Source organism: Streptomyces sp. NPDC050145 (genome assembly GCF_044460245.1).
Classification (GTDB): Bacteria; Actinomycetota; Actinomycetes; order Streptomycetales; family Streptomycetaceae; genus Streptomyces.
In genome coordinates this window covers 297,318-322,794 of sequence record NZ_JBITJS010000008.1, presented here as the reverse complement: position 1 = coordinate 322,794, position 25,477 = coordinate 297,318, and the positions used below count along the sequence as shown (strand labels likewise).

Genomic DNA, 25,477 nt, shown 5'->3' with positions numbered 1-25,477 from the left:
GCCGGGCCGAGGCACATGGGAAAGGCCCCGCCGGGCCATGGCCGGGCGGGACCTTCATGCGGTGCGGTCCATCTCACCGCACCGGAGTGACCCCCACGTCCAGGACGGCGTGCGCGTCCAGGGCCAGTGCGCCGCCCGGGTGGACGAGCAGTGGGTTGACCTCCAGCTCGGCCAGCTCGGGATGCTCGGCGGCCGCCCGCGCCACGGCGCACACCGCCGCCGATGCCGCCTCCAGGTGGACGCCGGGCGCGCCGCGCCACCCGGTCAGCAGCGGCGCCCGCCGCAGCCCGAGCAGCAGTTCACGCGCGCGTGCGGGGGTGAGCGGGGCGAGGGCCGAGGCGGTGTCGGCGTCCAGTTCGGCGGTGACACCGCCGGCGCCGACCACGACGACGGGGCCGAACGCCGCGTCCCGCCGCACCCCGACGATCACCTCGTGCGCGTACGGCGGCGCGGCCATCGCCTCGACCACGTACCGCGCGGCCCCCGTCGCCTCCCGCATCCGCGCGAACGCGGCGCGCAGCGCGGCCTCGTCGGCGAGCCCCAGGGCCACACCGCCCGCCTCCGTCTTGTGTGCGAGCCCCATCGCCTTGAGCACCAGGGGATACCCCGTGCCCTCCGCGGCGCGCACGGCCGCGTCGGCGTCCTCCACGAAGGAGGCGACCGGGAACGGCACCCCGTAGGAGGCGAGCAGCTCCCGCACCTGCTCGTAGCCGCCATCGTCCAGGGCGTACGAGGACGGGGTCGCGGGCGCGTCCTGGGGAGCGCCGGGGCTGCGCGTGGCCAGCAGGGCCGCGCCGGACAGAGCCGTCACGGCCTGCTCGACGCGCTCGTAGACGGGCACGCCGCGCTCGCGCAGCACGGCGAGCGCCGCCGTGTCCCGGGCCATCGTGTGGACGATCAGGTCCCGGCCCGCCGCGGCCGCCGCGTCGGCCAGGGCGTGGGCGACCTCGCACTCGCGGGCGGCCTGCGCCGGGTTGGCCGACGCGTAGTCGCCGAAGTAGCCGGTCAGGACGACCGCGTCGGCGTCCCCGCCGCGCAGCAGAGCATCCGCCACGCGCGCGTAGTTGCCCAGATCGGCCTCGCCCGCCCCCGCCAGGTCGACCGGATTGTCGCGGCCCGCTCCGGGCGGCAGCGCGTCGCCCAGGGCCTCGACCGTCTCTTCGGACAGGGCCGGCACTTCCAGCCCTCCGGCGGCGAACGCGTCGGCGGCCAGGGCGCCTTGGCCGCCGCTGTCACCGACGACCGCGACCCGGCGGGGCGCAGCCGGCCGCCCCGCAGCCCGGCCGCCCGTACGAATGTCACGGGCCATCAGATACACCGCCGTGTCGACGAGTTCACCCGCCGACGACAGCAACAGGGCGCCCGCGTCCCGGCAGACGGAGGCGACGGTCGCGTACGGGCTGACGAGGGCTCCGGTGTGCGAAGCCGCCGCACGCCCGGAGGCCGCACTGCGCCCCACGGTCAGGAGCAGCACCGGCTTTCCGGCCTCGTGCGCGGCGGCGAGCACGCGCGCGAGCCGCCGGCCGTCCCGGAAGTCCTCCACGTACGCGGCGATCGCGCGCGTGGGCGCGTGCCCGATCAGGGACTCCAGGGCGTCGGCGGCATCGATGTCCCGCTGGTTGCCCAGCGACACGAAGCGGGAGAACCCCTGCCCCGCGCGCGCGAGATGCCGGCCGATCTCCAGGGCGAGGTTCCCGCTCTGCGACACCAGACCGAGCCCGCCCGAAGGGAAGTCGCCCCAGCTCAGCCGCAGCCGGCTGGTCGTGTCGACGACCCCCATGCAGTTGGGGCCGAGCAGCCGGGCGCCGTTCGAGGTGATCAGGTCCGCGAGCGCCCGCTCCTCGGCGGCGCCCGCACCGCCCGACGTGATGACGGTGAAGCACCGGGCCCCGGCGGCGAGCCCCTCGGAGACGACCGACCGCACGTGCGGCGGCGGCACCGCCACGACCACGTGCTCCGGCGACGACGGCAGCGCCGCCAGATCGGGCAGGAACCGGGCGCCGTCCAACTGGCCGCCCCTGCGGTTGACCAGATGGACGGCGCGCCGGTCACGGCCGCTCAGCGCCCCCGAGGCCAGCCAGTAGCCCCACTTCTCCGGGTTGTCGGACGCGCCGACGACCGCGACCGAGGCCGGGTCGTACAGCGCGTCCAGGTTCGCCGGCGCCGGGCCGGTCACCTGTACCACCCGAACCGCTCCGCGATGACGGGCAGCCGGTCGGCGACGATGGCGTGCGCGGCGGCGCGCGGCGTCGTGCCGTCGGCCTCCGCGCGGGCCAGCATCTGGTCGATGAGCGCCCGCATGGAGCGCCGGACGTACGCGAAGGCCTCGTCGGCGTCCGCGCCGATGTCACCGAACAGCGTCCACCACCACCAGGCGTTCGTCCCCGAGTTGACCACCACGTCCGGCAGCACGGTGATGCCGCGCCGCGCGAGCAGCTCCTCGGCGTCGGCGAGCACCGGCATGTTGGCGGCCTCGACGATCCAACGCGCGGTCACCCGCTCCTGGTTCCCGGCGTCGACCGCGTACGACACGGCGGCCGGCACCAGCACGTCCGCGTCGGCCGACAGCCAGGCGTCGCCGGGCAGTTCACGGTCCTCGGGGCGCAGCGCCGCACGGTCCACGGTGCCGTACGCGTCCCGTGCGGCGAGCAGTGCCTCGACGTCGAGCCCCGCCTCGTTGGCGATCGTGCCCTTGAGGTCCGCGACGGCGACGATCAGCAGCCCCGCGCGGGCCAGGAAGCGGGCCGTGGCGCCGCCCATCGTGCCGAAGCCCTGGAGCGAGACCCGGGTGCCCGCGTACGGCACCTCGGCCCGGTCGAGGGCGACGAGCACGGACTCGGCGACACCGCAGCCGCCCACCAGCTCGTCCAGGCCGATCCCGTCGACCTCGACGGCGAACGCGTCCGCGAGCCGCGCGCGGGCGCTCGCCTCGTCGTCGAGCAGCGGATACACGGCCTGGATCGACGAGACGAGCCCCGCCTCCTCCGCCGCCCGGTCCACCAGTTCCTGCGTCAGGCCGAGGTCCTCGCCGGTCGTCCAGAACGACTCGACGTACGGGCGCATCGCCCGCAGGTAGCGCACGAGGACGCCGTACGCCTCGGGGTCGCGCGGGTCGCAGTCGATGCCGCCCTTGGCGCCGCCGAGCGGGATGTAGCGGGCCTGCGGGTTGTAGTGCAGCGCCTCCTTCATCGTCATGCCGCGCGCGAGGCCCGCGACCTCCTCCAGGGTGCAGCCCGCGCGCATGCGCAGGCCGCCGCTGGAGACGCCGCGGACGAGACGGTCCACGACCAGGTGGCCGGTGCGGCCGGTGACGTGGTCGGTCCAGGTCAGCTGGACCAGCGGGGGCGTGGGCGTGGTCATGCGGTCTCCTCGGGGACGGTGATGAGGGTGGGACCCGGCACGGTCAGGGCGTGTTCCAGGAGGCGGGCCAGCTCTTCGGGGGAGCGGGCCGTGGCGCCGTGGCCTCCGTAGGCGCGGGCGAGCGCGGGCAGGTCCACGCGCGCGTGGTCGACGGCGAGCGCGGTGTCGCCGCGGGCGTTCATCTCGTCGCGGATCTCGCCGTAGCCCGCGTTGTCGAACACGACGACGGGAAGCGGCAGCCCCGACTGGGCCGCCGTGGCCAGCTCCTGGACGCTGAACTGCAGGCCGCCGTCGCCGCTGAGGGCCACGACCTGGCGTTCCGGCCGTGCCGTCTTGGCGCCGATCGCGGCCGGCAGGGCGTAGCCGAGGGTGCCGAACCCGGTCGGGTGGAGATAGCGGGCCCGCGGGCCGAGGCGCAGATGCGGCAGCGCCCCGTAGTAGCAGCACTGGGCACTGTCGGAGGTCACGATCGCGTCCGGGGCGAGGACCGTGCCGATCGCGTCCAGGTAGGGGCGCCACAGCGCGTCGCGCGCGCGGGTCTCGTCGTCGCGGGCCGTGCGCAGGGCGGTCGGGGTGTCAGCCGACCGCTCCCCGACCGGGTCGCGCCGTGCGGAGCCTTCGAGCGCGTCCAGCAGGCCGCTCAGGGTCACTTCCGCGTCGCCCACCAGGGGGACGTCCGCCGGATGGTCGCCGTACATCTGTGCCGGATCGACGTCGACCCTGACCAACGCGCCTTGCAGTGGCGGCAGTTCGGTCCACAGGTCGGCCTCGGCCAGCTCCGTGCCGACGGCCAGGACCACGTCGCGGGACGCCAGCCACTTCTGGACGGCCGGGCTGTGCAGCGAGACGCCGAGCGACAGCGGATGCCGTTCGTCGACGATCGCCTTGCCGTTCGCCGTCGTCGCCACCGGCGCGCCGAGCCGCTCCGCGAGGGCCAGGCACAGATCGGCGGCGCCTCGCGCGCCGCCGCCGAGCACCAGCGCCGGACGCTCGGCCGAGGCCAGCAGCGAGGCGGCCGCCGCCAGCGCGGACGCGTCCGGGGCGGGCGGCGCCGCCGGGGGAGCCAGGTGCCGCGGCCCCGCGGGCTCCAGCGCGCCCAGCAGGTCCAGGGGCACCTCGATGTGTACGGGACGCGGGCGGCCCGTGCGGAACAGCGTGAACGCCCGCGCCACCGCCGCCCCGATCTCGGCCACCGACGTCACCCGGTGGCTGAACGCGGCGACCCCGCGCAGCGCTTCGGTCTGGCTGCGCATCTCGTGCAGCAGACCGGTGGCGCGGCTCGGATGACGCAGCGGCATCCCCGGCGACACGACCAGCAGCGGCACGCTGTCCGAGTAGGCCTGGCCGACGGCCGCCGCGATGTTGAGCAGCGCGGGCCCCGTCGTGGTGATCGCGACACCCGGGGTGCCCGTCACGCGCGCGTAGGCGTCCGCCGCGTAGCCCGCGCCCTGCTCGTGGCGCGGGGCGACATGGGCGATCCCGTGGGCGGTCAGGTGCCGGTAGATCTCCAGGTTGTGGGTGCCCGGGATGCCGAAGGCGTGCGTGACCCCGTGCGCGGCGAGGGCGCGGACGACCGCCTCGCCGCCTGTGAGGTGCTCGGGCCCGGCCGTCACAGCGACCTCGAGATGACCAGGCGCATGATGTCCGAGGTGCCTTCCTCGATCTCCTCCAGCTTGGCGTCGCGCATCCACTGCTCGACGGGGTACTCGCGCGAGTAGCCCCAGCCGCCCAGCGTCTGCACGGCCGCCCAGGTGCAGTACGCGGCCGTCTCCGACGCGGTGAGCTTCGCCATGGCGGCCTCCGCCGTGGCGTCCAGGCCGGCGTCGATCCTGCGGGCCGCGCGCCAGGTCATCAGGCGGGACTGCTCGATGCGGGTGCGCATGTCGGCGAGGCGGAACGCGACCGCCTGGTGCTCGACGATCGGCTTGCCGAACTGCACGCGCGTGCGCGCGTAGTCGCGTGCGTACTCGTACGCGGCGCGGGCCACTCCGGTGGCCGCCGCGCCCAGCACGGTGCGCGAGATGTCGAACGTGCGCATCAGGCCGACGAACCCCTCGCCCTCCGCGCCGAGCCGCTGCTCCTCCGGGACGAAGACGTCCGTCAGGAAGACCTCACGGCACACGATCGCGCGCTGGCCCATCTTGCGCATCGGTTCGCCGAAGCTGATCCCGGGGGTGTCCTTGCGCAGCAGGAAGGCGCTCACCCCGCGCGAGCGGAGCGCAGGATCGGTCTTCGCGAACACCACGTAGAAGTCGGCCTCGCCGGCGTTCGAGATCCACGCCTTCTGGCCGTTCAGCACGTAGCCGCCCTCGGTGCGGGCGGCCGCCGTCGTGATGGACGCGGCGTCCGAGCCAGAGCCCGGCTCGGTCGTCGCCAGGGAGGTCATGGGGGTGTCGGGGCCGGCCAGCGGCGTCAGCCAGGCCTGCTTCTGCTCCTCGGTGCCCAGCTCCAGGACCGGGTCGGCGAAGAAGCCGTTGGAGCAGAGCAGATTGCCGATGCCCAGGTCGCCGACGCACAGCTCCTCCTGGACGAGGCACTGCGTGAAGACGTCGGTGAAGCCGCCGCCCCCGTACTCCTCGGGAAGCATGAACCCGGTGATGCCGACCTTGGCGGCCTTGTGCCACAGGTCCCAGGGCGTCTCCACGTCCGCCTCGTCCACGGCACGCGCGCGGGGACGGATCTCCTCGGTCGCGAAGGTCCGGGCGAGATCGACCACGGCGAGTTGTTCGGGGCTGAGTGGGACCAGTTCGGTGGGGAGCTCCGACACGATGCCTCCAAGGGGGACTGCCAAGCGGCTCTACTGAATCGTGAGTCAGTATCTGGAGCCTCGGAGAGCGCTGTCAATGGACCGGATACTGAATGATGGATCAGTTCGTGCGGGCGGGGTCGCAGGGAAGGTTCGGGTGGGGTCGGAGCGGGTCCGGGGGCTGCGGGCACCAGGGCCCCGGCGCGCTGTCGGTGGGGCCGCACATAATGGGAGCCTGATCGATCGTCGGGAGGCGCCGTGTCACGTTCGCTGAGTTCCGGACTGCGCTCGCTGCAGCCTGCATCCTTCGGCGCCGAGCCCGCCGGGGCGCGCCTGGACCGCATCCGCAGGTCGCCGAACTTCTCGGACGGCTCGTTCCGTAACCCTGAGGGCGCCCGCACCCGCCCCGAAGGCTCCATGGTCGAGTTCGCGAAGGTCTACTTCCGCAAGGAGGAGCGCCTGCGCCGCGCCCCCTCCGGCACCGTCCCGGTGCACGCCACGACCCTCGCCGACCTGTCCAAGGCGCCCGCCACCGGGCTGCGGATCACCTGGATGGGGCACTCGAGCGTGCTCGCCGAGATCGACGGGGTGCGGGTGCTCTTCGACCCCGTCTGGGGCGAGCGCTGCTCCCCGTTCCCCTTCGCCGGGCCCAAGCGGCTGCACCCCGTGCCGCTGCCGCTCGCCGCGCTCGGCCCGGTCGACGTGGTGGTGATCTCGCACGACCACTACGACCACCTGGACATGCCCACCATCAAGGCGCTGGCCGACACCGACACCGTGTTCGCCGTGCCGCTCGGCGTCGGCGCGCACCTGGAGCACTGGGGCGTACCCGCGGACCGGCTGCGCGAGCTGGACTGGCACGAGTCGACCGAGGTCGCGGGCGTGACCCTCACCGCGACGCCCGCCCGCCACTTCTGCGGCCGCGGCCTGCGCAACGCGCAGCACACCCTGTGGGCCTCCTGGGTCGCCGCGGGCCCCGACCACCGCGTCTACCACAGCGGCGACACCGGGTACTTCCGCGGCTTCCAGGACATCGGCGCCGAGCACGGCCCCTTCGACGTGACGATGATCCAGATCGGTGCGTATTCCGAGTGGTGGCCGGACATCCATATGACCCCCGAGGAGGGCCTACGGGCCCACCTCGACCTCCAGGGCGGGCCGGTGTCCGGGCCGATGCTGCCGATCCACTGGGCGACGTTCAACCTGGCCCCGCACGCCTGGACCGAGCCCGGCGAGGGCACGGTCACCGCGGCCCGCCGCGCCGCGGCCCGCATCGCGCTCCCGCGCCCCGGCGAGCCCTTCGAGCCCGCGGCGGAGACCCTGCCCACGGAGCAGTGGTGGCGCCCGGTCGCGTCGATCCCGCGAGGCGGCTGGCCGGTCCCGCTGGCGGCTCCGAAGGCGGGGACGGACGACCCTGAGGTGGCGGTGGCCGGGTACTGAGCGGGTGGCCCCGGGCCGGGCTGTTCACCGGCCCGACGGGATGGGCGGGATGGGCGGGATGAGCGGGATGGGACCGGGGCGGATGTCGGCTCGGTGTGTCCGGTCTCCGGCGGCCGGTGGTGCGTTACCCGTTGTGGCTTGTGGCTTGTGGCTTGTGGCTTGCGGCTTGTGGCTTGTGGCCCGGGGACAATGGTCTGGTGCCGGGGTCTGTGTACGGGTTCCGGGTGCCCGTAGGGCGGAGTGGCCGTCCTGAGCGGGTGGCTGATGTCCGGTGCGTGGGAGCTTGCGGAGGGGCCGGGGAGCCCGCCTCTGTCACAGGTCCGCCCGGCGGTGTCCTGGGGTGCCGGGGCCGGAATGTATTGCCGAGCTGCTCGTCGGCGTCACGGTCCCGTTCCCGTACTCGCTCCTTCCGCCCGCACCCGCCGGGGCGACGCGTCCCACCAGCGCCGCGACGCCCGGGACAGGGCCGACTGTTCGGCGAAGCCGAGGAGGGCGGCTATCTGGCCGATCGGGAGGTCCGTGGTCAGGAGCAGGCGGCGGGCCGTGTGGCGGCGGACGTCGTCCAGCAGCGCGCCGAACGTGGTGCCCTCCGCCTCCAGGTGCCGTTGGAGCGTGCGCGGGTGCAGGGCGAGGAGCGAGGCCACCGTACGGGTCGAGGCCGAGCCCGTGGCCAGGGACTCCTGGATCGCCGCCCGCACCCGTGCCGTCACCGTGTCCGTCACGCCCTGCGCCTGCTCGTCGAGGTAGGCGAGCGCGAGCCGGCGCAGGTTCTCGTTGACCCGGCCGATCGGGCGGGTCAGCAGCGTGCGCGGCAGGCGCAGCGCGGCGTACGCCTGGACCCGCCCGATGTGCACCGGCGCCCCGAAGAACGCCTCGTGCGCGGAGAGCGGCGCGGCCGGGCGGTACGGCAGCTCCACGCCGCGCAGCCCGTACGGCCCGCCGCACAGGAAGCCGATCGTGCGGTGCACGAAGCCGAGCCCGCAGTCCGTGCCCTGCACCGGCCCCGCCGACGTCGCGGGCCCGTACAGCAGCGCGCCCGTGCCGGGCTCGCCGGCCGGGTCCTCCCCGAGCGTCAGCGTCAGGGACCGGCTGTGCACGAACAGATAGCGGGACGTGCACTCCAGCGCGTCGCCCAGGGTCGGCGAGTGCTGCAAGGCCACCGCGAGTGAACCCAGCATCGAGAGGTCCTGCCGCGTCGCCATCCGCAGCCCCAGATCCGGGCAGCGCAGCTCGTGCGCGGCGACCTCCAGCGCGGTCGCCACCGCCTGCTCCGGGATCAGCTCGTCGTCGCTGTCCAGGGCCGACTCCTCGAGCCCGGCAGCCCGCGCGAACCGGGCCCCGTCACCACCCAGCTCACCCACCGTCGACCGGAAACCGCGCAGCGCGGCCGACCTGATGTACACCCCGAGCCCCCTTTCCCCGGCGGGCCGTGTCGCCCTCGGATAAATCTATGTCGCCCTCGGGCAAGAAAAGGAGGCGCCCGCATCGGACACTGAGTGCCATGTCCCTCACACCGCTCTCCCCGGCCCAGGGCGCGGATGCCGCGCCGCAGGGCACCTCCGCCGCCACCCCGACCGAGCACGTGAACGTCGTGATCGTGGGCGCGGGTCTGTCCGGCGTGGGCGCGGCCCACCGGATCCAGACGGCCCGCCCCGGCGCCACGTACACCGTGCTCGAGGCGCGTGAGGACCTCGGCGGCACCTGGGACCTGTTCCGCTACCCCGGAGTCCGCTCCGACTCCGACATGTACACCCTCGGCTACCCCTTCCGGCCCTGGCGCGACGGGAAGTCGCTCGCGGACGGCGCCTCGATCCTTCAGTACATCCGGGAGACCGCCGAAGCGTTCGGCATCGACCGGCGCATCCGCTACTCCAGCAAGGTCGTCGGCGCCGACTTCAGCACCGCGACCAGCCGCTGGACACTCACCGTCGAGGACCCCCGCGACGGCACCCGCACGACCCTGAGCTGCGACTTCCTCTACTCCTGCGGCGGCTACTACGACTACGAGCACCCGCACGCGCCCGTGTTCGAGGGCGCCGAAGACTTCCAGGGGCAGATCGTGCACCCCCAGTTCTGGCCCGAGGACCTCGACCACGGCGGCAAGCGGGTCGTCGTCGTGGGCTCCGGCGCCACCGCCGTCACCCTCGTGCCCTCCCTGCTCGAGGACACCACCGGGCGACGGGACGGGCACGGCGGCAAGGCCGCCGCCCACGTCACCATGCTCCAGCGCAGCCCCACCTGGATCGGCTCCGTGCCGCAGCGCGACAAGCTCGCCGACCGCGCCCGCTCCGTGCTGCCCGAAGGCCTCGCCCACCGTGCCGTGCGGGCCAAGAACATCGCCTTCACCACGGCCTTCTACCAGTACTGCCGGCGCCGCCCCGAGTCCGCCCGCAAGATCCTCGGCCGGCTCGCCACCAAGGGCGTCGGCGACGCGGCACTCGTCGCCGAGCACTTCACGCCCGCCTACGACCCCTGGGACCAGCGGCTGTGCGCCGTCCCGGACGGCGACCTCTTCAAGGCCGTACGCGCCGGCACCGCGCGCGTGGTCACCGACCACATCGACCGCTTCGTGCCGGAGGGCGTCCGGCTGCGCTCCGGCGAGGTGCTCCCCGCCGACATCGTGGTCACCGCCACGGGACTCAGGCTGCTGCCCTTCGGCGGCATCCGGCCGCGCGTCGACGGGAAGGAGGCCGACCTCTCCGAGCGCTTCATCTGGCAGGGCGCCATGATCAGCGGCATCCCCAACTTCGCCGTCTGCGTCGGCTACACGAACGCCTCCTGGACCCTGCGCGCCGACCTCACCCACCGCCTCGTCTGCAAGGTGCTGACCTGGATGGACCGCGAGGGCCACACCGCCGTCGCACCCCGCCCCGACCGTGCGCTCACCCCGCGCCCGCTCCTCGACCTGGCCTCCGGCTACATCCAGCGCGCCGCCGGATCCTTCCCGCACCAGGGCGACAGCGGCCCCTGGCGGATGCGGCAGAACTACGTGCTCGACGCCCTCACCACCCTGCGCACCGACCTCGGCCGCAGCCTCAAGCCCGTGACGGCACCGGAGCCGGCCGAGGAAGGCGCCGCCGACTGGCGGCCCGACCTGCTCGGCGAGGGCTACGCGCAGCGCGTCATCGAGCTGGGCCCCGACCCCGACGGCGAGGGCGACGCCCGCGCCGTCCTCGTCCGCCGCACCGTCCGCCCCGAGGAGCGGACCACCGGCGCCGTCCTGTACGTGCACGGCTTCTCCGACTACTTCTTCCAGACCGAACTCGCCGACTTCTTCGCCGAACGCGGACTCGCCTTCTACGGAGTGGACCTGCGCAAGTGCGGCCGCGCCCGGCGCCCGGGCCAGACCGCCCACTACGTGTCCGACCTCGCCCTGTACGACGCCGAACTGGACCAGGCGCTCGAGCTGATCGCCGAAGAGCACCCGGATCTGCCCGTCGTGCTCGCCGCCCACTCCACCGGCGGCCTGGTGGCGCCGCTCTACCTGGACCGGCGCCGCCGCGCCGGACGCCCGACCACGGTGAGCGGTCTGGTGCTCAACAGCCCCTGGTTCGACCTCCAGGGCAAGCCGGTCATGCGCGGGCCCCTCACCTGGGCCCTGCGCGCCCTCGCGCGCGTGCGCCCCTTCCAGGCGCTGAACCTCCCGGGCGGGGTCTACGGCCGCACCTTGCACACCAGCGGCACCGGCGAGTGGGAGTACGACGTCGACCTCAAGCCGCTGGACGGGTTCCCCGTCACCATCGGCTGGCTCAACGCCGTGCGCCGCGGGCACGCCGCCCTGCACCAGGGGATCGACGTCGGCGTCCCGTCCCTCGTCCTGCGCTCCGACAAGACCCACTACTCGCTGCGCTACAGCGAGCGCAGCGACCGGGCGGACACCGTCCTCGACGTCCGGCAGATCGCCCGCTGGACGGCGGCCGGCCTCGGCGGCGACGCCGCGGACGTCCCCGTCACCGACGCCCGGCACGACGTCTTCCTCTCCCTGCCCGGCGTGCGCCGGAGCGCGTACGAGCACCTCGACACCTGGCTGCGCCTGCACCATCAAGTCCCCACCCCCGACTGAACCGACCCCACCGCGACCCCAACCCGCCCGCGCCGCCCGCGCCCCGCTCCGTGCACCGCACGGCGGGGCGCTTCGCGTTGCCCGTCTCCCGACCGTAGGCGCGCCCACTGACAATCGACGGGCCCCGGGGCCTGGGCGAACGCCTGTCCGAGGTCGTATTCGGACTGCCGTGCGACGCCTCATACCAGAGCGGGACGTCCACCGCCGGAGTTCGGCAACTGCCCACCGCACATGATGCGTTCACAACTACCGTGAGTGTCCGCTGCGCGACGCCCGGTCGCCCCGCTCGTCGTGGCCGCGCCGCCCCACCCACCCCACGAGCACCGAGGACGAGGACGCCGTATGTCTCAGCTGCGCCAGCCGGCCGCCCGCGCGGACCGTCGCGAAGGCGGTCGGCACGGCAGGCCGACCGGCCGGGCCACGTCGCACCCGGCCGAGACCCACATACGGCCCCAACTGGTCCGCATCGCCGTCCTGCCGCCCCTCGCGGTCGCCCTCGCCTGCACGGCCACCGTGCTCTTCGCGATCCGCTCCACCGGCACCCGGCCCGGCCCCGCCCTGTGGGCCGTGCTCACCGGCGCCTTGGTGGTCACCGTCGCCGGCATCGTCATCGCGGCCGTCGCCGCGCGCCGCGCGGCCGCCGCCGTCCGCGACCGCCTCGTCGCCCTGCGCCGCACCACCGCCCGCGACCAGGCGGAACTGCGCGGCCTCGTCGAGCAGTTGCGCAAGGGCGAGACCCCGCCGGCCCGCCGCGCCCCGGCCGCCGCCGCGTCCGACGCCGACGACTTCGACCACCTCGCCGCCGACCTCGCGCGCGCCCACGACACCGCCGTCGCCACGGTCGTGCAGGCCACCCAGCTGTCCAGCCAGGCCGGCAGCCGGCAGAAGGTCGAGGTCTTCGTGAACCTCGCCCGGCGCCTGCAGTCCCTCGTGCACCGCGAGATCACCATCCTCGACGAGCTGGAGAACGACGTCGAGGACCCGGAATTGCTGGGCGGCCTCTTCCAGGTGGACCACCTCGCCACCCGGATCCGCCGCCACGCCGAGAACCTCGCGGTGCTCGGCGGCGCCGTCTCCCGCCGCCAGTGGAGCCACCCCGTCTCCATGACCGAGGTCATGCGCTCCGCCATCGCCGAGGTCGAGCAGTACTCCCGGGTCAAACTCGTCCCGCCGGTCGACGGCACCCTGCGCGGCCACGCCGTGGCCGACTGTATCCACCTGCTCGCCGAACTCGTCGAGAACGCCACGGTGTTCTCCGCCCCGCACACCCAGGTCCTGCTCCGCGCCAACATGGTCGCCTCCGGCCTCGCCGTCGAGGTCGAGGACCGGGGCCTCGGCATGCCGGCCGCCGAGCAGCACAAGATGAACGGCCTGCTCGCCGACCCCGACCAGGTCAACGTGGCGACCATGCTCCAGGACGGCCGCATCGGCCTCTTCGTGGTGTCGCAGCTCGCCCGGCGGCACGGCATCACCGTACGGCTCCAGACCAACATCTACGGGGGAGTGCAGGCCGTCCTCGTCCTGCCCCAGGCGCTGCTCGGCACCGACGGCGACGACGGACGGCAGCGCAGCCCGCACGTGCGGCGGGCCGCGGCCGCCGCCACCGCCGACAGTGTCCTCGGCCCGCAGGCCGCGGCCGCGCACGGGCAGAGCGCCGTCGCCCACCCCGGCCTCGGCCCCGGAGCACTCCCCGCCCCGGCCGCACCGACCCCACCGAACTCACCGGCCGCACCGGTCGCTTCGGCCCGTCCCGGCACGGCGAACCTTCCCGCCGCACCGCGCCCCACGAGCACCCCGGACCACCCCGGTACGCCGGCCGCGGCCCCTGGCACGCCGGACCACTCCGGTACACCGGCCATCACGGGCGGCGGCCCGCACCACCCCGGGACGCCGCACACCCCCGTCACCGCGCATCCCCCGCACGACCCGAACACCCCGCCCGCACCCGGGACTCCGGCCACCCCCGTGGCCCCCCACGGTGCCATCGCCGCCGTCCCCCGTCAGCCCCGCACCGCGTCACCGTCCCAGGGCCCGGGGCACGTGCCCCTCCCGCAGCGCACCTCGGGCGACCGTCGCGCCACCCCGGCCGACGCCCTGCCCGGCATCCGCCCCGAGGACCGGCAGGCCACCGGCGAGCACACGGGCGGCCCGCGGGTCCCGCCCGTCCCGCTCGGCGGCGAGGTGCGCGGCACCATGGGCCGTCCCCAACTGCCCCGCCGCAGAGCCCAGGAGCACCTGGCCCCGCAGCTGCGCGGCGCCCCCGCCCCGCGCCAGGACGACGAGCCCGTCGGCCACGACCCCGGCCTGATGGCGGCCTTCCAGCGCGGCATCACCCTCGCCGAGGGCGCCGAACCGCGCGACCTGTCGCGCGAGCCGCGCCCGCCGTCCCCCGGCCCCGAGGGCGGTCACGGCGAGTGAGACACGCGCGTACCGACCCGCCTGCCCGGGCGATACCCGGCGGGCACCGCCCCGCCCACGCCCTTCCCCCGACCAGCACCACACCGAGCAGTCCACCAAGGAGTCGATCCCCCATGGCGAGCGATGTGCCGACGGGTCATGTGTCCGATCTCGACTGGCTGATGAGCGGCCTCGTCCAGCGCGTTCCCCACACCACGAGCGCGGTGCTCCTCTCCTCCGACGGCCTCGTCAAGTCCGTCCACGGACTCGACGCCGACAGCGCCGACCACATGGCGGCCCTCGCCTCCGGCCTGTACTCCCTCGGCCGCAGCGCCGGGATCAGGTTCGGCGACGGGGGCGACGTGCGGCAGGTCGTGGTGGAGCTCGACTCCACCCTGCTGTTCGTGTCGACCGCGGGATCTGGCACCTGTCTCGCCGTCCTCGCCGGACGCGAGGCCGACGCGGCCGTCCTCGGCTACGAGATGGCCATGCTCGTCAAGAGCGTGCGCCCCTACCTGGTGACCGCGCCCCGGCAGCCCTCGGCCGAACCCACGGCGATGAGGAATTGAGGGTGGCGGCCGCGCAGGACGGGCCGTGGCTCGACGGTGCGGCTGGCCGGCTCGTGCGCCCGTACACGGTGAGCAACGGACGCACCCGGCCGACCACGGCGATGGACCTGCTCTCCCTCGTCATGGCCACCGGCACGACCCCGGTGGGCTATCTGGGTCCCGAGCACAGCGAGGCGCTCGACCTGTGCCTGGAGCCCACCTCGGTGGCCGAGGTCGCCGGCCACCTCCGACTTCCCGCAGCCGTCACCAAGGTCCTGCTCTCCGACCTCGTCGACTGCGGGGCGATCACCACCAAGCCCCCCATGTTCCACGAAAACCCCACTGACCGGTCCCTACTGGAGGCAGTGCTCGATGGACTACGACGACAGCTCTGACCTGTTCCCCACCGCGCTCAAGATCCTGGTCGCGGGCGGGTTCGGCGTCGGCAAGACCACCTTCGTCGGCGCGGTGAGCGAGATCGCACCGCTCAGTACCGAAGAGCTGCTCACCACCGTCAGCGCCGCCACCGACAACCTGGACGGCATCGAGAACAAGGTCGAGACCACGGTCGCGATGGACTTCGGGCGCATCACCCTGGACCCGGAGCACGTGCTGTACCTGTTCGGCACCCCGGGGCAGGAGCGCTTCTGGTTCATGTGGGACGAGCTCTCCGAAGGCGCACTCGGGGCCGTCATCCTCGCCGACACCCGCCGCCTGGAGGAGTGCTTCGCCGCGGTCGACTTCTTCGAGGAGCGCGGCATGGGATTCATCGTCGCCGTCAACGAGTTCGACGGCGCGTACCGCTACGAACCCGAAGAGGTGCGCGCCGCGATCGACCTCGACCCCGGGGTGCCGGTCGTGCGCTGCGACGCGCGCATCTCCAGTTCGGGCATCCAGACCCTGCTCGTGCTGGTGCGCCATCTCCTGGCGCACGCGCCCGCGCCCACCGGGTACGGAGCCCACATGTGAGCCGCGCCTACACGGTCACGGCCTCCCCGTCGGGGAAGGTGACGCGCACCTGGCCGTCCTCGTCGACCGTGGTGGTGATCGAGGCGCGCAGCGCCTGGGGGTGTACGACGTCACGGGTCAGCGCCACGAGGCTCACATGGACGCTCGCCCCGCCCGGACGGTCCTGCGCGCGCAGGTACGGGGTCGCCGAGCGGGGTCCGAAGGCGTTGGCCTCGACCTCGTGGGCGACACCCGCCTCCTCGTCCCACCCGTAGAGGGCGACGACGGCGCTCGTCAGGCCGTCCGCGGTGCGCGTGAGCGCCCAGCCGGGGCCCCGTTCCTCGTGCGGGCGGTCGGTGCCGGCGACGGCGTGACCGCCCTCGCGCACCGCGATCCCGGCGGGCGCCTGCACCCGGTGCACCCGCAGCTCCCACGGGCCGTGCAGCACACTGGTCGACTCGACCGGGAACTCTTCCTCGTGCCCGGGGAGTTGAGCCTCGTGACGGGACGAGGCGCGCCGGCCCTCGCAGACGAGCGGGTGGATGCGGCGCCGGCGCGACGGAGTGCCGTCGGGCGCGAGCAGCGCCAGATGGTTGTCGACGGTGCGTGCCCAGGCGTGCGGGGCGGATTCGGGGGCGGTGGCGGTGGAGTAGGCGAGCTTGGCGTAGTGGGGGTCGTCGGTGGCGGGCCCGGTGGGCGGGTTGTGATCGCTGCCGTGGTTGATCAGCCGGACGATGCCGTCGTGCGGGGTGCCGTGCAGCAGCCAGCCCGGCGCGGGCAGTGCCGTGTACTGAGTGGATTCCTCCACGGGCAGCGGGACTTCGCGCTCCGTCCACACCGGATGGTCGGCCGGCAGCAGCAGCCCCAGGAAGCCCTTGCTGGCCCAGTACGGGGAGGCGGGTCCGGAGTACGGCTGAGTGGAGGGCAGGAAGGTGTCGTACCAGCCGAGCGGCAGCAGACCGCGCTCGTCGGGGACGCCGCGCTCGACGAAGTGCCGGGCGGTCCCCGACGCGAGGCGCCGGGTCAGGCCGGGGGCCAGCGGTGAGCAGTCGGTGAGCGCCCCCATCCAGACGGGTGCGGTCGCCGCGAAGCGGTAGGTGAGCGAGCGTCCTTGATGTACGGGCGCGCCGTCGGCGCCGAAGAACTGCGTGTACGTGCCGAGGAACGCGGACAGGCGCTCTTTGTAGACCTTGGCGCGCCCGCCGTCGGCCTCGGGGCCGGCCATCCGCGCCCACAGGAGGGGGTACAGGTGCAGGGCCCAGCCGATGTAGTAGTCGAAGTTGCGGCCGTCGCCGTCGGTGTACCAGCCGTCGCCGACGTACCAGTCCTCGATCCGGTCGAGCCCGCCGTCGATGTCGCTCTGGCTGTACGGGGCGCCGACGGAGGCGAGGAACTGCTCGGAGACGACCTGGAACAGGCGCCAGTTGTTGTCCCAGGTGCGTCCGCCGACGAAGCCGGAGAACCAGTCGACGACCCGCTCCTGGACCCGGGGATCGAGCCGGTCCCAGATCCAGGGGCGGGTCTCGTGGAGCCCGATCGCGATCGACGCGGCCTCCACCATCTGCTGGGAGCAGTCGGTGAGTTCGGGCCAGGCCTCGCCGCCGTCACGCTCCGTGCCCGTTGTCAGACCCTCCGTGTACCTTTCGATCAGGTGGGAGACGACGGACGAGCCCGGCTCGTCCTGGCCGCCCGCGCCCGCGATCCGGAAGGAGGCCAGCAGAAATGTCCGAGCGAACCCTTCGAGCCCGTCCGAGACGACGCCTGACCAGCTGGCCCGCCCCGGCAGCCGGTACTGGGCGAAGCCCGGAGTCGCGTACGGGAGCAGGGCGTCCAGTTGACGGTCGGCCAGGGCCTCCCAGTGGGCCCGGGTCCAGCCGGTCAGCGGGGAGCGGACACGGTCGGTGGGCGGCAGGGAGAAGTACGGGGCGGGCATGGCGGTTCGCTGGCTCCTTAGGCGGACGCGGACGGTGCGGGTCGTGCGGACGGTGGAGATCGGACGGAAGCGCGGACGCGGGGTCAGCGCAGCCGGGCGGTGTGGGTGTGGCCGTGTGACCCGCCCACGCGGACGGTGAGCACCGGCCGGCGGCCGGGGGTGACGGTCACGGTGTCGTCGGTGGCGACCACCTCGTCGACGGGGAAGGGGAGCCGGACGGTCAGCGTCGTCGCGGTGCGGCCCGGGTCGGCGACCGCGACGGTGATGCCGTCGTCGCGTCGCGACACCAGGACCGTGCCCGGTCCGTCGCAGGTGAGTCCTTCGACGGAGCCCGCCGCCCAGAAGTGCGCCGCGATCAGGCCGAGCCGCGGGGAGGCGACGGCCTGGACTCCGGCGGTGTTGGCGAGCACCTGCACGGGGCGGGAGCGGGACCAGGCGAGCGTGGCCGCCGCGGTCGCGCCGGGGAGCAGGACGTAGGAGTAGGAAGCGGAGTCGGGGGAGGAACCATGATCGAACCAGAGGGTGGCGTAGCGACGGGTGACCGAGTCGGTGCCGCCGGTCGTGTCCGCACCGGTGTTGATGGAGCGCCAGCTGCCGGTGCGCTCCTCGCGCAGCGCGCGCAGCGGGCCGCCGGAGGGGAAGACGTAGCCGCCGACGCCCTCCAGGTGCGCCCACCCCGCGTCGTCGAGCTCCGCCGACCAGCCCTGCTCCGTGGGCTGCCCGACCTCGTCGACGGTGAGCGCGGGGGCGCCGTCGGCGTGCAGGTTCCGGTTCTCGACGATCGTCTCGATCGTGCGGCCGTCGCTCGCGGTGATGCCAGCACCGAGCGCGACGACGGCGTTGTCCAGGAGGAACCAGGCCTTCTTCGCCCGCAGCGTCGACCCGTCCGCGATCAGCTCCATCGCGGCCGCGCCGTACCGGGCGTCGAGCACGGCGCCGCCCGCCACCGCGTTCTTCGGGCGGAAGGTGTCGGTGCCGGGCGTGGTCCCGAGGTCGGTGCGCGGCCGGGTGTCGACCGTCGTGCCGGGCAGGCGGTACGGGTCGACGGTCGGCCAGAAGGAGTCGCCGAAGGCGTCCAGGTCGTCGCCGTCGTAGACGTACGTCATGCCGTCGCCGATGTACCAGCCGTGCAGGTTCTCCCCGTTGCCCGCCTCGTACGCGGCGATGCGCTTCGACGACAGCGACAGGGCGCAGGCCCAGGACGGGCGCCGGTGCACGACGCGGTCCATGTCGGCCAGCACGAAGTGCCCCGTCAGCCGGTCGGCCGGCGACACCTCCGGGTCGTCGAGGACGGCCTTGGCGCGGGCCAGCGCGGGGATGCCGACCAGCCGGGTGTACGGCGTCTCCTTGTTGCGCAGGATCCAGCCCTTGGCCGCCGCCCGCCAGCGGCTCGCGTAGGCCGCGGGCGCGCCCTCGGCGAGCTGGAGGATGTACGAGACGGTGACCGCGCCGTCCGTGTGGTCCCGGGCCCGGTCGCGCGAAATGGCGCGCCCGCGCACCGCGTCCATCATCAGCCCGTCGAGGATCACCGGGCCGAAGCTCCGCTCCACCGCCGCGTAGAGCACCTCGACCGAGGGGTCGGTCACCGCCCAGTCGGAGCCGGCGAGCAGCGCGATCAACTGGCCCGCACCGCCGAGCAGCACGCTGCCGTACGTGCCGGTGTACGCCACGTAGGTGTGCTGCACGAAGGAGCCGTCACGGTAGAAGCCGTCGCCCGAGGTGACGTACTTGAAGAGGCTGTTCTTCCCGTTGTCCCGGACGTCGGACAGGCCGTCGCGGGCCTTGACGAGCACGGCCGGGTCGCGGGCGAGCAGGCCGCGCAGGGCGACGATGACGGCCTTGTCCGCACGGTTGGCGCCCGTCTCGGCGAGACTCGGGTAGTTGGTGCGCCGGTCCGCGTCGGGGACGAATTTGGCGACGGTCCTCAGGTACGCGTCGAGGTCCGCGGCCGGGAGGTGGGCGCGCAGCAGTACACACGTGTCCATGAGCGCGCGGGGCGCGCCGATCTCCCAGAACCACCAGTTGCCGGACTCGCCGCGCGTCGGGTTGTACCCGACGGTGTTGAGGTAGCGCAGCGCGTCGAGGAGTCCGTCGCACACCGCCGCGTCCCCGGTGAGCGAGGTGCCCGGGGTGGCCCAGGCCGTCGCGATGGTGCGCAGTCGCGTGTAGCTCTGGCCGAACATGCCCGGGTCGGAGGCGGGGGACAGGTCGGCCCACAGCGCCTTGCGCCCGGCCGAGGTGTCGATCTTGCCCCACCAGACGGCGGCCTGGGTGTCCAGGGCGGTCAGGGCGGCGGCGAAGTCCGGGTCGGCCGGGTCGAAGGCGCCGCCCGTCAACTGCCGCGCGGCGCGGGCGAGCAGCGGCTCGTAGGGATCGTCGGCGGACGTCGCGGCGGAGGCGGAGCCGGCCGTGAACGGGACGAGGGCGGTGGCCGCGCCCGCTCCGGCGAGCGCGAGGGTCTGGCGTCTGCTCAGTTCCATGGTCGGTCGTCCTCCGGGTCAGTCGGTCAGGGTCGACGGGTCGACCGACGGCTTCGGCAGGTTCAGGGCGGCCAGTTCGGCACGTCCCTGCGCGTCGATGGGGAAGGCCCAGGTGGTGAGGAAGAAGTCGGTCAGGTCGCGCTCGGCGACCCGGCTCGCGTAGGTGGCGAGCGCCCGGTACCGCTTGGCGGTCTCCGTGTAGTCCGACTGCGGGTTCTCCTCGCGGACCAGCTTGTGGAGCCGAGGCCAGAAGTCGTCACCGAACGCGAGCTCCAGCTGCCGCAGCGGCACGAGCTTCTCGTAGGCGCCGAAGGACTTCTCGTACGTGAGCCCGTCCGTGCCGAACTTGGCCTGGGCCGACTGGAAGTAGGTGAGCCCCGTCTTCGGGTCGACGGTCAGCAGGTTCGAGCGCTGGCCGAGGGCCCGCTGCACGGCCAGCGAGTAGATGTTGACGGTGACCTCGGTGAGGCCGGTCGGTTTGTACGCCATCTGCTGGTGGAGGTGCCCGAGTTCGTGGTACAGCCCCCAGCCGCGGGTGAGGAGGCCCTGCACGGTCGTGGCCCGGTCGAGGTAGACGCGCGGGAAGCCGTTGTAGCCGTGCGTCGCGTAGGCGCCGACGCCGGTCGGCACCTTGGACACCTCGGTGAAGTGGTAGGCGCCGGCCTTGGGCCGGTGCACCGGCTTCGAGCTGTCGAGACCGCTGACGGCCGCCTCGGCGTCGATGATCTGCTCCAGGAGCCGCAGCAGCGCCGCGTGGTCCTCGCCGCGGTACAGCAGGGCGCCGTCCCGGGTGAGCGTCACGATGGAGCGCGGCCCGTGCAGCTCGACGACCGGGACGTCGGTGTAGGTGTCCAACTGTCGCTGGTAGTCAGCCTCTTCGGTGCCGCCCAGGGTGAAGACGGGCATGGGCAAGGAGCCGGCCTTGAGCTTGACGGCGGCCCGCTCGCCCCGCCCTTCGAGCGTGAAGTAGACAGGGCCGCCGTGCGGGTCGGTCACGGTGTTCGAGCCCGGCTTGAGCGGATAGCGGCGCGGCTCGGTGACGGCGCCGTAGTAGTCCCACTGCCCGACCCAGAGGGTGGGCACGAGCTCGTCGTAGGGCAGCACGTCGAGGCGGAGCGCGGTGGCGGCGGGCAGATAGCGCCCGGTGGTCTGGAATTCGGAGCCGCGCAGCGCCTGTCCGAGCCGGAGCCGTTCGGTCTCGGCGGACGGGCGGGCGACGAGTTCCACGGTGGGTCCGTCGGCGGCCCGGGCGATGCCCGCGGCCGGGCCGCCGACGGCGAGTGCGGCGCCTGCGGCGGCGACGGAGGCGAGGACGGTACGGCGGGACGGGGATGCGGGGGTGCGCATGAGGTGTCGTCTCCTTGAGGTGATCCGTACGGTGCTGGGGAGGATGCGGTGCGCGGTGACGTCAGTCGGTCAGCGTGCTGGGGTCCGTGTCGGGCCGGGGGAGGCGCAGGGCGGCGATCTCGGCGCGCCCCTGAGCGTCGATCGGCATCGCCCAGGTGCCGGCGAGGAAGTCGGTGAGGTCGCGGCCCGCGGTGCGGGAGGCGTAGGTGGCGAGTGCGCGGTACAGGCCGGCCTCGACCTGAGGGTCGTGGTTGTAGTCGTCGACCGGCGCGTCGTGCTGGTGCTCGGTGCGGACCAGCCGGTGCAGCCGGGGCCAGAAGTCGTCGCCGAAGGCGAGCTCCAACTGCCGCAGCGGGACGAGCTTTTCGTAGGGCCCCAGGTCGTCGACGTAGGAGAGGCCGGACGTGCCGAGCTTGGCGCGGGCGGACTGGAACCAGTCGAGTCCGGTCTTCGGGTCGACGGTGAGGAGGTTGGAGGGGCGGCCCAGGGTGCGCTGCGCGGCGAGCGAGTAGATGTTGACCGTGACCTCGGTGAGCGAGTCGGCCTGATAGGCGGCCTGCTGGTTGAGGTGGCCGAGCTCGTGGTACAGACCCCAGCCGCGCGTGGTGAGGTTGGTGACGCTGCACAGCCGGTCCATGTAGGCGCGTGGGAAGCCGTTGTAGTGGTGCCAGGCGTAGGCGGTGACGCCCTTGGGGACCTGACTGACCTCGACGAAGTGATAGCGGCCGGCCTTCGGGCGGTCCAGGGGACGGCCGCCGTCCAGGCCGCTGATCCGGTCGTGCGAGTCGATGATGGTGTCGAACAGCGACATGAGCGCGGCGTGGTCCTGGTCGCGGTACTGCAGCGCGCCCTCGCGGGTGAGCGTCAGGATGGCGCGGTCGGTGACGAGTTCGACCCAGGGCACGGTGATGGTGTCGAGCTGCCGCTGGAAGTCGGTCTCGCCGGTGCGGCCCAGCTCGAAGACGGCCATGTGCTCGGTGCCGGAGACGAAGGTGACGGCGGCGCGCTGTCCGTGACCGGCGAAGCTCAGGTACACGGGCCCGCCGTGGGGGTCCGTGATCCGGTTCACGCCCTCCCGCAGGGGATACGCCCGCGGGTCCTGGAGGGCGGTGACCGGGTTGAAGTAGTCGAAGGTGCCGACGTGCAGCACGGGCAGCGCGCCCTCGGCCGACCGCACCCGGACGGTGACGGTCGCGCCGGGCGCGGCGTGGCGACCGGTGGGGACGAACTCGCTGGCGCGCAGCGACCGGGCGAGCCGCATCCGCTCCGTCTCGGCGTCGGGGAACGCCTTGAGGAGCAGGGTGTCACCGCTCCGGTTCCAGCGCTCCGTGCCGGTCCCGCCGATCGAGGAGCCGACCGGGCCGAGCGAGCCGAGCGTGCCCCCCGGGCCGGCCGACGGGGCGGCCGACGGGGCGGCCGCGGCGCTCCCGGCACCGAGCGCGAGGGCCGCACCGCCTCCGGCCAGCGCAGCGAGCATCGAACGACGACCGAGGCCGCGCGGGGAGACGGAGGCGACGGGGGCGGGGGAGGCCGGGGAGAAGGAGGCGGGCACGTGGGGGACCGCAACAGGCTTGTGGGCAGGGCGCATCCAGGGACTCCCGTGAGAAGGGACGAAGTCGGTGCGAGGAGCGGGACGTGCGGTGGGGCTGCGCGTCAGCATGTAAGCGTTTGCTATCCAGCCGCAAGAGGGTCCGCCGAGTTTCTGTTCGTTACTACGTGGACCGGCCTGGATTCGAGCAGGATCAAGCACGCGGGCCGGATCGAGCACGGCGGCAGGATCAAGCACGCGGGCCGGATCAAGTACGCCGGCAGGATCGAGCACGCCGACAGGGCCAAGCACGTCGGCCGGGTCTCGGAGTGCCGCTCAGCCCCGGCGCGGTGCCCGTGCGACCGAGTCCCGCACCACGATGTGCGTGCCGAGGCGCAGCGTGCCGGTCGTCGGGGCCCGCCAGTCGTCCTCGTCGTCACCGCCTATGGCGACCCGCACCGCCTGCCGGCCCATCTCCTCCAGCGGGATCCGGACGGTCGTGAGGCGCGGCCGCAGCTCCTGGGCGACGGGCACGTCGTCGTAGCCGACCAGCGACATGTCCTGCGGGATGCGCACCCCGGCCTCCTCGAGGGCCTGAGCGGCGCCCGCGGCGACGTTGTCGTTGGCGCCGAACACGGCGGTGAACGAGGGGCCGTCCCGCAGCAGTTCGGCCATCCTGCGATAGCCGAAGGTGCGGCTGAACGGGCCGGGGTGTTCGAGCTCCGGGTCCCGGGACAGGCCGCGCAGCTCCAGAGCGCGCCGGTGCCCGACGAGCCGGTCGTGGGCGGTGGACAGGCCGGGCGGTCCGCCGAGGTAGAGGATACGCTCGTGCCCCTGGGTGATCAGGTGGTCGGTGAGCGCGAAGGCGCCGCCCTCGTTGTCGTACTCGACGCCGACGGTCGGCACGTCGTCGCCGAGCGAGGGCCGCCCGCACAGCACCAGCTTGGAGCCGCCGGCGTCCAGCTCGCGGGCCCGCCGGGCCAGTTCGGCCTTGTACGTCCGGTCGTCGACACTGCCGCCGACCAGGACCACCGCGTCCGCGCGCCGCTCGTGCATCAGCTCGATGAAGGCGAGCTCGCGCTGCGGATCACCCTGGTGGCAGCAGATCAGGCAGAGCCGGCCGCCCTCGCTGGCCTCCCGCTCGACGCCGCGCGCGATGTACGCGTAGAACGGGTCGACGAGTTCGCTGACGATGATGCCGACGGTGCGGTTGGAGGCGCCGGCCAGGGCGCGGGCGTGGGCGTTGACCACGTAGCCGAGCTCGCGCATGGCGGACTCGACGCGCTCGCGGGTCGCGGCCGCCACCGGGTAGTTGCGGTTCATGACGCGGGAGACGGTCGCCGTGGAGACGCCCGCGAGCCTGGCCACGTCCACGACGGTGGCGCGGCGCTGCGCGCCCGCGCCGGTTCCGCCCGATGTGGATCCCTGCCGGGACATCCGCCCCACCCCCTGCCGCTCGTGCCCGTCCGCGTGGTTCACCCGCTCCGGCCGGTCGCCCTGTGCCCGCCCGGCCGGTCCCGAGCCTATGACGTGCGGCCCCGTCCCGTTCACGCGATGTGCTCCAGGTCCTCCAGAAGCACCGGATGGTTCAGCGGCACACCGCGCGCGTAGCGGCCCAGTTCGTCGACGGCGAGGGCGCCGAGCCGGGCCACCTCGTTGCCCTGGGCGCCCGCCATGTGCGGGGTGATGAAGACGTTCGGCAGGTCCCAGAGCGGGTGCGCGGGCGGCAGCGGTTCGGGGTCGGTGACGTCGAGGACGGCGTCGATCCGGCCGTCGACCAGGTGCGGGACGAGTGCCTCGGTGTCGACGAGCGGGCCGCGCGCGGTGTTCACGAGCAGGGCTCCCGGGCGCATCAGAGCGAGGCGCCGGGCGTCCAGCAGATGCCGGGTCTCGGCGGTGGCGGGCGCGTGCAGGGTCACCACGTCGCTGGTCGCGACCAGGGTGTCCAGGTCGGTGCGGGTCGCGCCGAGCAGTTCGGCCTCCGTGTCACCGACGTACGGGTCGTACAGGAGCACCTCGGCGTCGAGGGAGCGCAGCAGCTGCACGACGCGGCGGCCGGTGTGCGAGGCGCCGACCACACCGACGGTGATGCCGTGCGTGCCCAGCCAGGTGTGCCGGTGCAGGTCCGCGTCGGTGCGGTGGGTGCGCCGGGTGCGGAAGAGCTGGGCGAGAGGGAAGGCGCGTTTGGCGCCGAGGATGATCGCGGCGAGCGTGAACTCGGCGACGGGTATCGCGTTCGCCGCGGCGGCCGAGGACACGGCGATGCCGCGGACGTAGGCGTCGCGGCTCAGGAACGTCTTCACGGTGCCGGCCGCGTGGATCACCGCGCGCAGCAGGGGCGCCTGGTCGAGCACCTCGGTGTCGATGGGCGGGCAGCCCCACCCGGTGAGCAGCACCTCGCACTCGGCCAGCGCGGCCCGCGCCTCGGCGCCGGCGAAGTCGCGGACCGCGCCCGGCGGCCGGATGTCCGCGGCCTCCTCGAGCCGGGCCCGCACCGCGGGCGGGAAGACGTCGTCGACGACGGACGCGTCCATCGCGAGAACCGTACGGGGCCGCCGCGGGGGCGGTGTGGCGTCGGCGGCACCGGCCGTGACCGGCACCTCGTCAGTGGTACGCACCCTGCCTCCGGACAGTAAACGTGTTCTATGACGGGACGGAACGCTAAGGAGGTCGCGGCACGACCGTCA

17 protein-coding genes are annotated in these 25,477 nt (G+C 73.8%); 6 read left to right on the top strand and 11 right to left on the bottom strand.

Annotated elements, in window-relative coordinates; all coding sequences use genetic code 11:
* Positions 1–73: 73 nt before the first annotated feature.
* From ACIBTU_RS18560 to ACIBTU_RS18545, 4 genes are read right to left on the bottom strand one after another with little or no spacing between them, the layout of a single operon-like run.
* A complete protein-coding gene (locus tag ACIBTU_RS18560) occupies positions 74–2,176 on the bottom strand; it encodes an acetate--CoA ligase family protein (protein ID WP_399127309.1) in 2,103 nt (700 codons plus the stop codon).
* Positions 2,173–3,360, bottom strand: coding sequence for a Glu/Leu/Phe/Val dehydrogenase dimerization domain-containing protein (locus ACIBTU_RS18555; protein ID WP_399127308.1), 1,188 nt, complete (start codon positions 3,358–3,360; stop codon positions 2,173–2,175). The genes ACIBTU_RS18560 and ACIBTU_RS18555 overlap by 4 nt, the downstream gene beginning before the upstream one ends.
* Entirely contained in the window at positions 3,357–4,973 is a 1,617-nt protein-coding gene (locus ACIBTU_RS18550) for a 5-guanidino-2-oxopentanoate decarboxylase (protein WP_399127307.1), read from the bottom strand. The genes ACIBTU_RS18555 and ACIBTU_RS18550 overlap by 4 nt, the downstream gene beginning before the upstream one ends.
* Entirely contained in the window at positions 4,970–6,127 is a 1,158-nt protein-coding gene (locus ACIBTU_RS18545) for an acyl-CoA dehydrogenase family protein (RefSeq protein ID WP_399127306.1), read from the bottom strand. Before ACIBTU_RS18545 ends, ACIBTU_RS18550 begins: the two co-directional genes overlap by 4 nt.
* Before the next feature lie 237 nt (positions 6,128–6,364).
* On the opposite strand from ACIBTU_RS18545, the gene ACIBTU_RS18540 reads away from it, so the two are divergent.
* Positions 6,365–7,546 carry an MBL fold metallo-hydrolase gene (locus ACIBTU_RS18540; protein WP_399127305.1) on the top strand — a complete coding sequence of 394 codons (1,182 nt, stop codon included), beginning with the start codon at positions 6,365–6,367 and terminating at the stop codon, positions 7,544–7,546.
* Positions 7,547–7,926: 380 nt separating this feature from the next.
* Here the strand turns inward: ACIBTU_RS18540 and ACIBTU_RS18535 are convergent, their stop codons facing one another.
* Entirely contained in the window at positions 7,927–8,949 is a 1,023-nt protein-coding gene (locus ACIBTU_RS18535) for an AraC family transcriptional regulator (protein WP_399127304.1), read from the bottom strand.
* 98 nt (positions 8,950–9,047) lie between these two features.
* Here ACIBTU_RS18535 and ACIBTU_RS18530 point away from each other — a divergent pair, with 98 nt between their 5' ends.
* The 5 genes from ACIBTU_RS18530 (at position 9,048) to ACIBTU_RS18510 (ending at position 15,523) form a co-directional block, all read left to right on the top strand.
* On the top strand, positions 9,048–11,609 hold the full coding sequence (locus ACIBTU_RS18530) for an alpha/beta fold hydrolase (protein WP_399127303.1): 2,562 nt from the start codon (positions 9,048–9,050) through the stop codon (positions 11,607–11,609).
* 342 nt (positions 11,610–11,951) lie between these two features.
* Entirely contained in the window at positions 11,952–14,027 is a 2,076-nt protein-coding gene (locus tag ACIBTU_RS18525; protein ID WP_399127302.1) for an ATP-binding protein, read from the top strand.
* 113 nt (positions 14,028–14,140) lie between these two features.
* A complete protein-coding gene (locus tag ACIBTU_RS18520; protein WP_161300185.1) occupies positions 14,141–14,575 on the top strand; it encodes a roadblock/LC7 domain-containing protein in 435 nt (144 codons plus the stop codon).
* Between the two features lie 2 nt (positions 14,576–14,577).
* Positions 14,578–14,949, top strand: a complete 372-nt coding sequence (locus ACIBTU_RS18515; RefSeq protein ID WP_399127301.1) for a DUF742 domain-containing protein — start codon at positions 14,578–14,580, stop codon at positions 14,947–14,949.
* The gene (locus tag ACIBTU_RS18510) at positions 14,927–15,523 is read left to right on the top strand and encodes a GTP-binding protein (RefSeq protein ID WP_399127300.1); all 597 of its coding nucleotides are present in this window, start codon (positions 14,927–14,929) and stop codon (positions 15,521–15,523) included. Before ACIBTU_RS18515 ends, ACIBTU_RS18510 begins: the two co-directional genes overlap by 23 nt.
* 7 nt (positions 15,524–15,530) lie before the next feature.
* Here the strand turns inward: ACIBTU_RS18510 and ACIBTU_RS18505 are convergent, their stop codons facing one another.
* The 6 genes from ACIBTU_RS18505 to ACIBTU_RS18480 all read right to left on the bottom strand — a co-directional run bounded on the left by ACIBTU_RS18505 (position 15,531) and on the right by ACIBTU_RS18480 (position 25,408).
* Positions 15,531–17,435, bottom strand: a complete 1,905-nt coding sequence (locus ACIBTU_RS18505; RefSeq protein WP_399127299.1) for a DUF2264 domain-containing protein — start codon at positions 17,433–17,435, stop codon at positions 15,531–15,533.
* Between the two features lie 83 nt (positions 17,436–17,518).
* Complete coding sequence (locus ACIBTU_RS18500; protein ID WP_399127298.1) at positions 17,519–19,915, bottom strand: polysaccharide lyase 8 family protein; 2,397 nt, start codon at positions 19,913–19,915, stop codon at positions 17,519–17,521.
* 18 nt (positions 19,916–19,933) lie between these two features.
* Positions 19,934–21,262 (bottom strand): M60 family metallopeptidase, encoded by a 1,329-nt coding sequence (locus ACIBTU_RS18495; protein WP_399127297.1) that lies wholly within the window; start codon positions 21,260–21,262, stop codon positions 19,934–19,936.
* A gap of 61 nt (positions 21,263–21,323) precedes the next feature.
* Positions 21,324–22,814: a M60 family metallopeptidase gene (locus tag ACIBTU_RS18490; protein WP_399127296.1), complete on the bottom strand. Its 1,491-nt coding sequence runs from the start codon at positions 22,812–22,814 to the stop codon at positions 21,324–21,326.
* 312 nt (positions 22,815–23,126) lie between these two features.
* Complete coding sequence (locus ACIBTU_RS18485) at positions 23,127–24,227, bottom strand: LacI family DNA-binding transcriptional regulator (RefSeq protein WP_399127386.1); 1,101 nt, start codon at positions 24,225–24,227, stop codon at positions 23,127–23,129.
* A 110-nt stretch (positions 24,228–24,337) separates the two neighbouring features.
* Positions 24,338–25,408: a hydroxyacid dehydrogenase gene (locus ACIBTU_RS18480; RefSeq protein ID WP_399127295.1), complete on the bottom strand. Its 1,071-nt coding sequence runs from the start codon at positions 25,406–25,408 to the stop codon at positions 24,338–24,340.
* Positions 25,409–25,477: the final 69 nt, after the last annotated feature.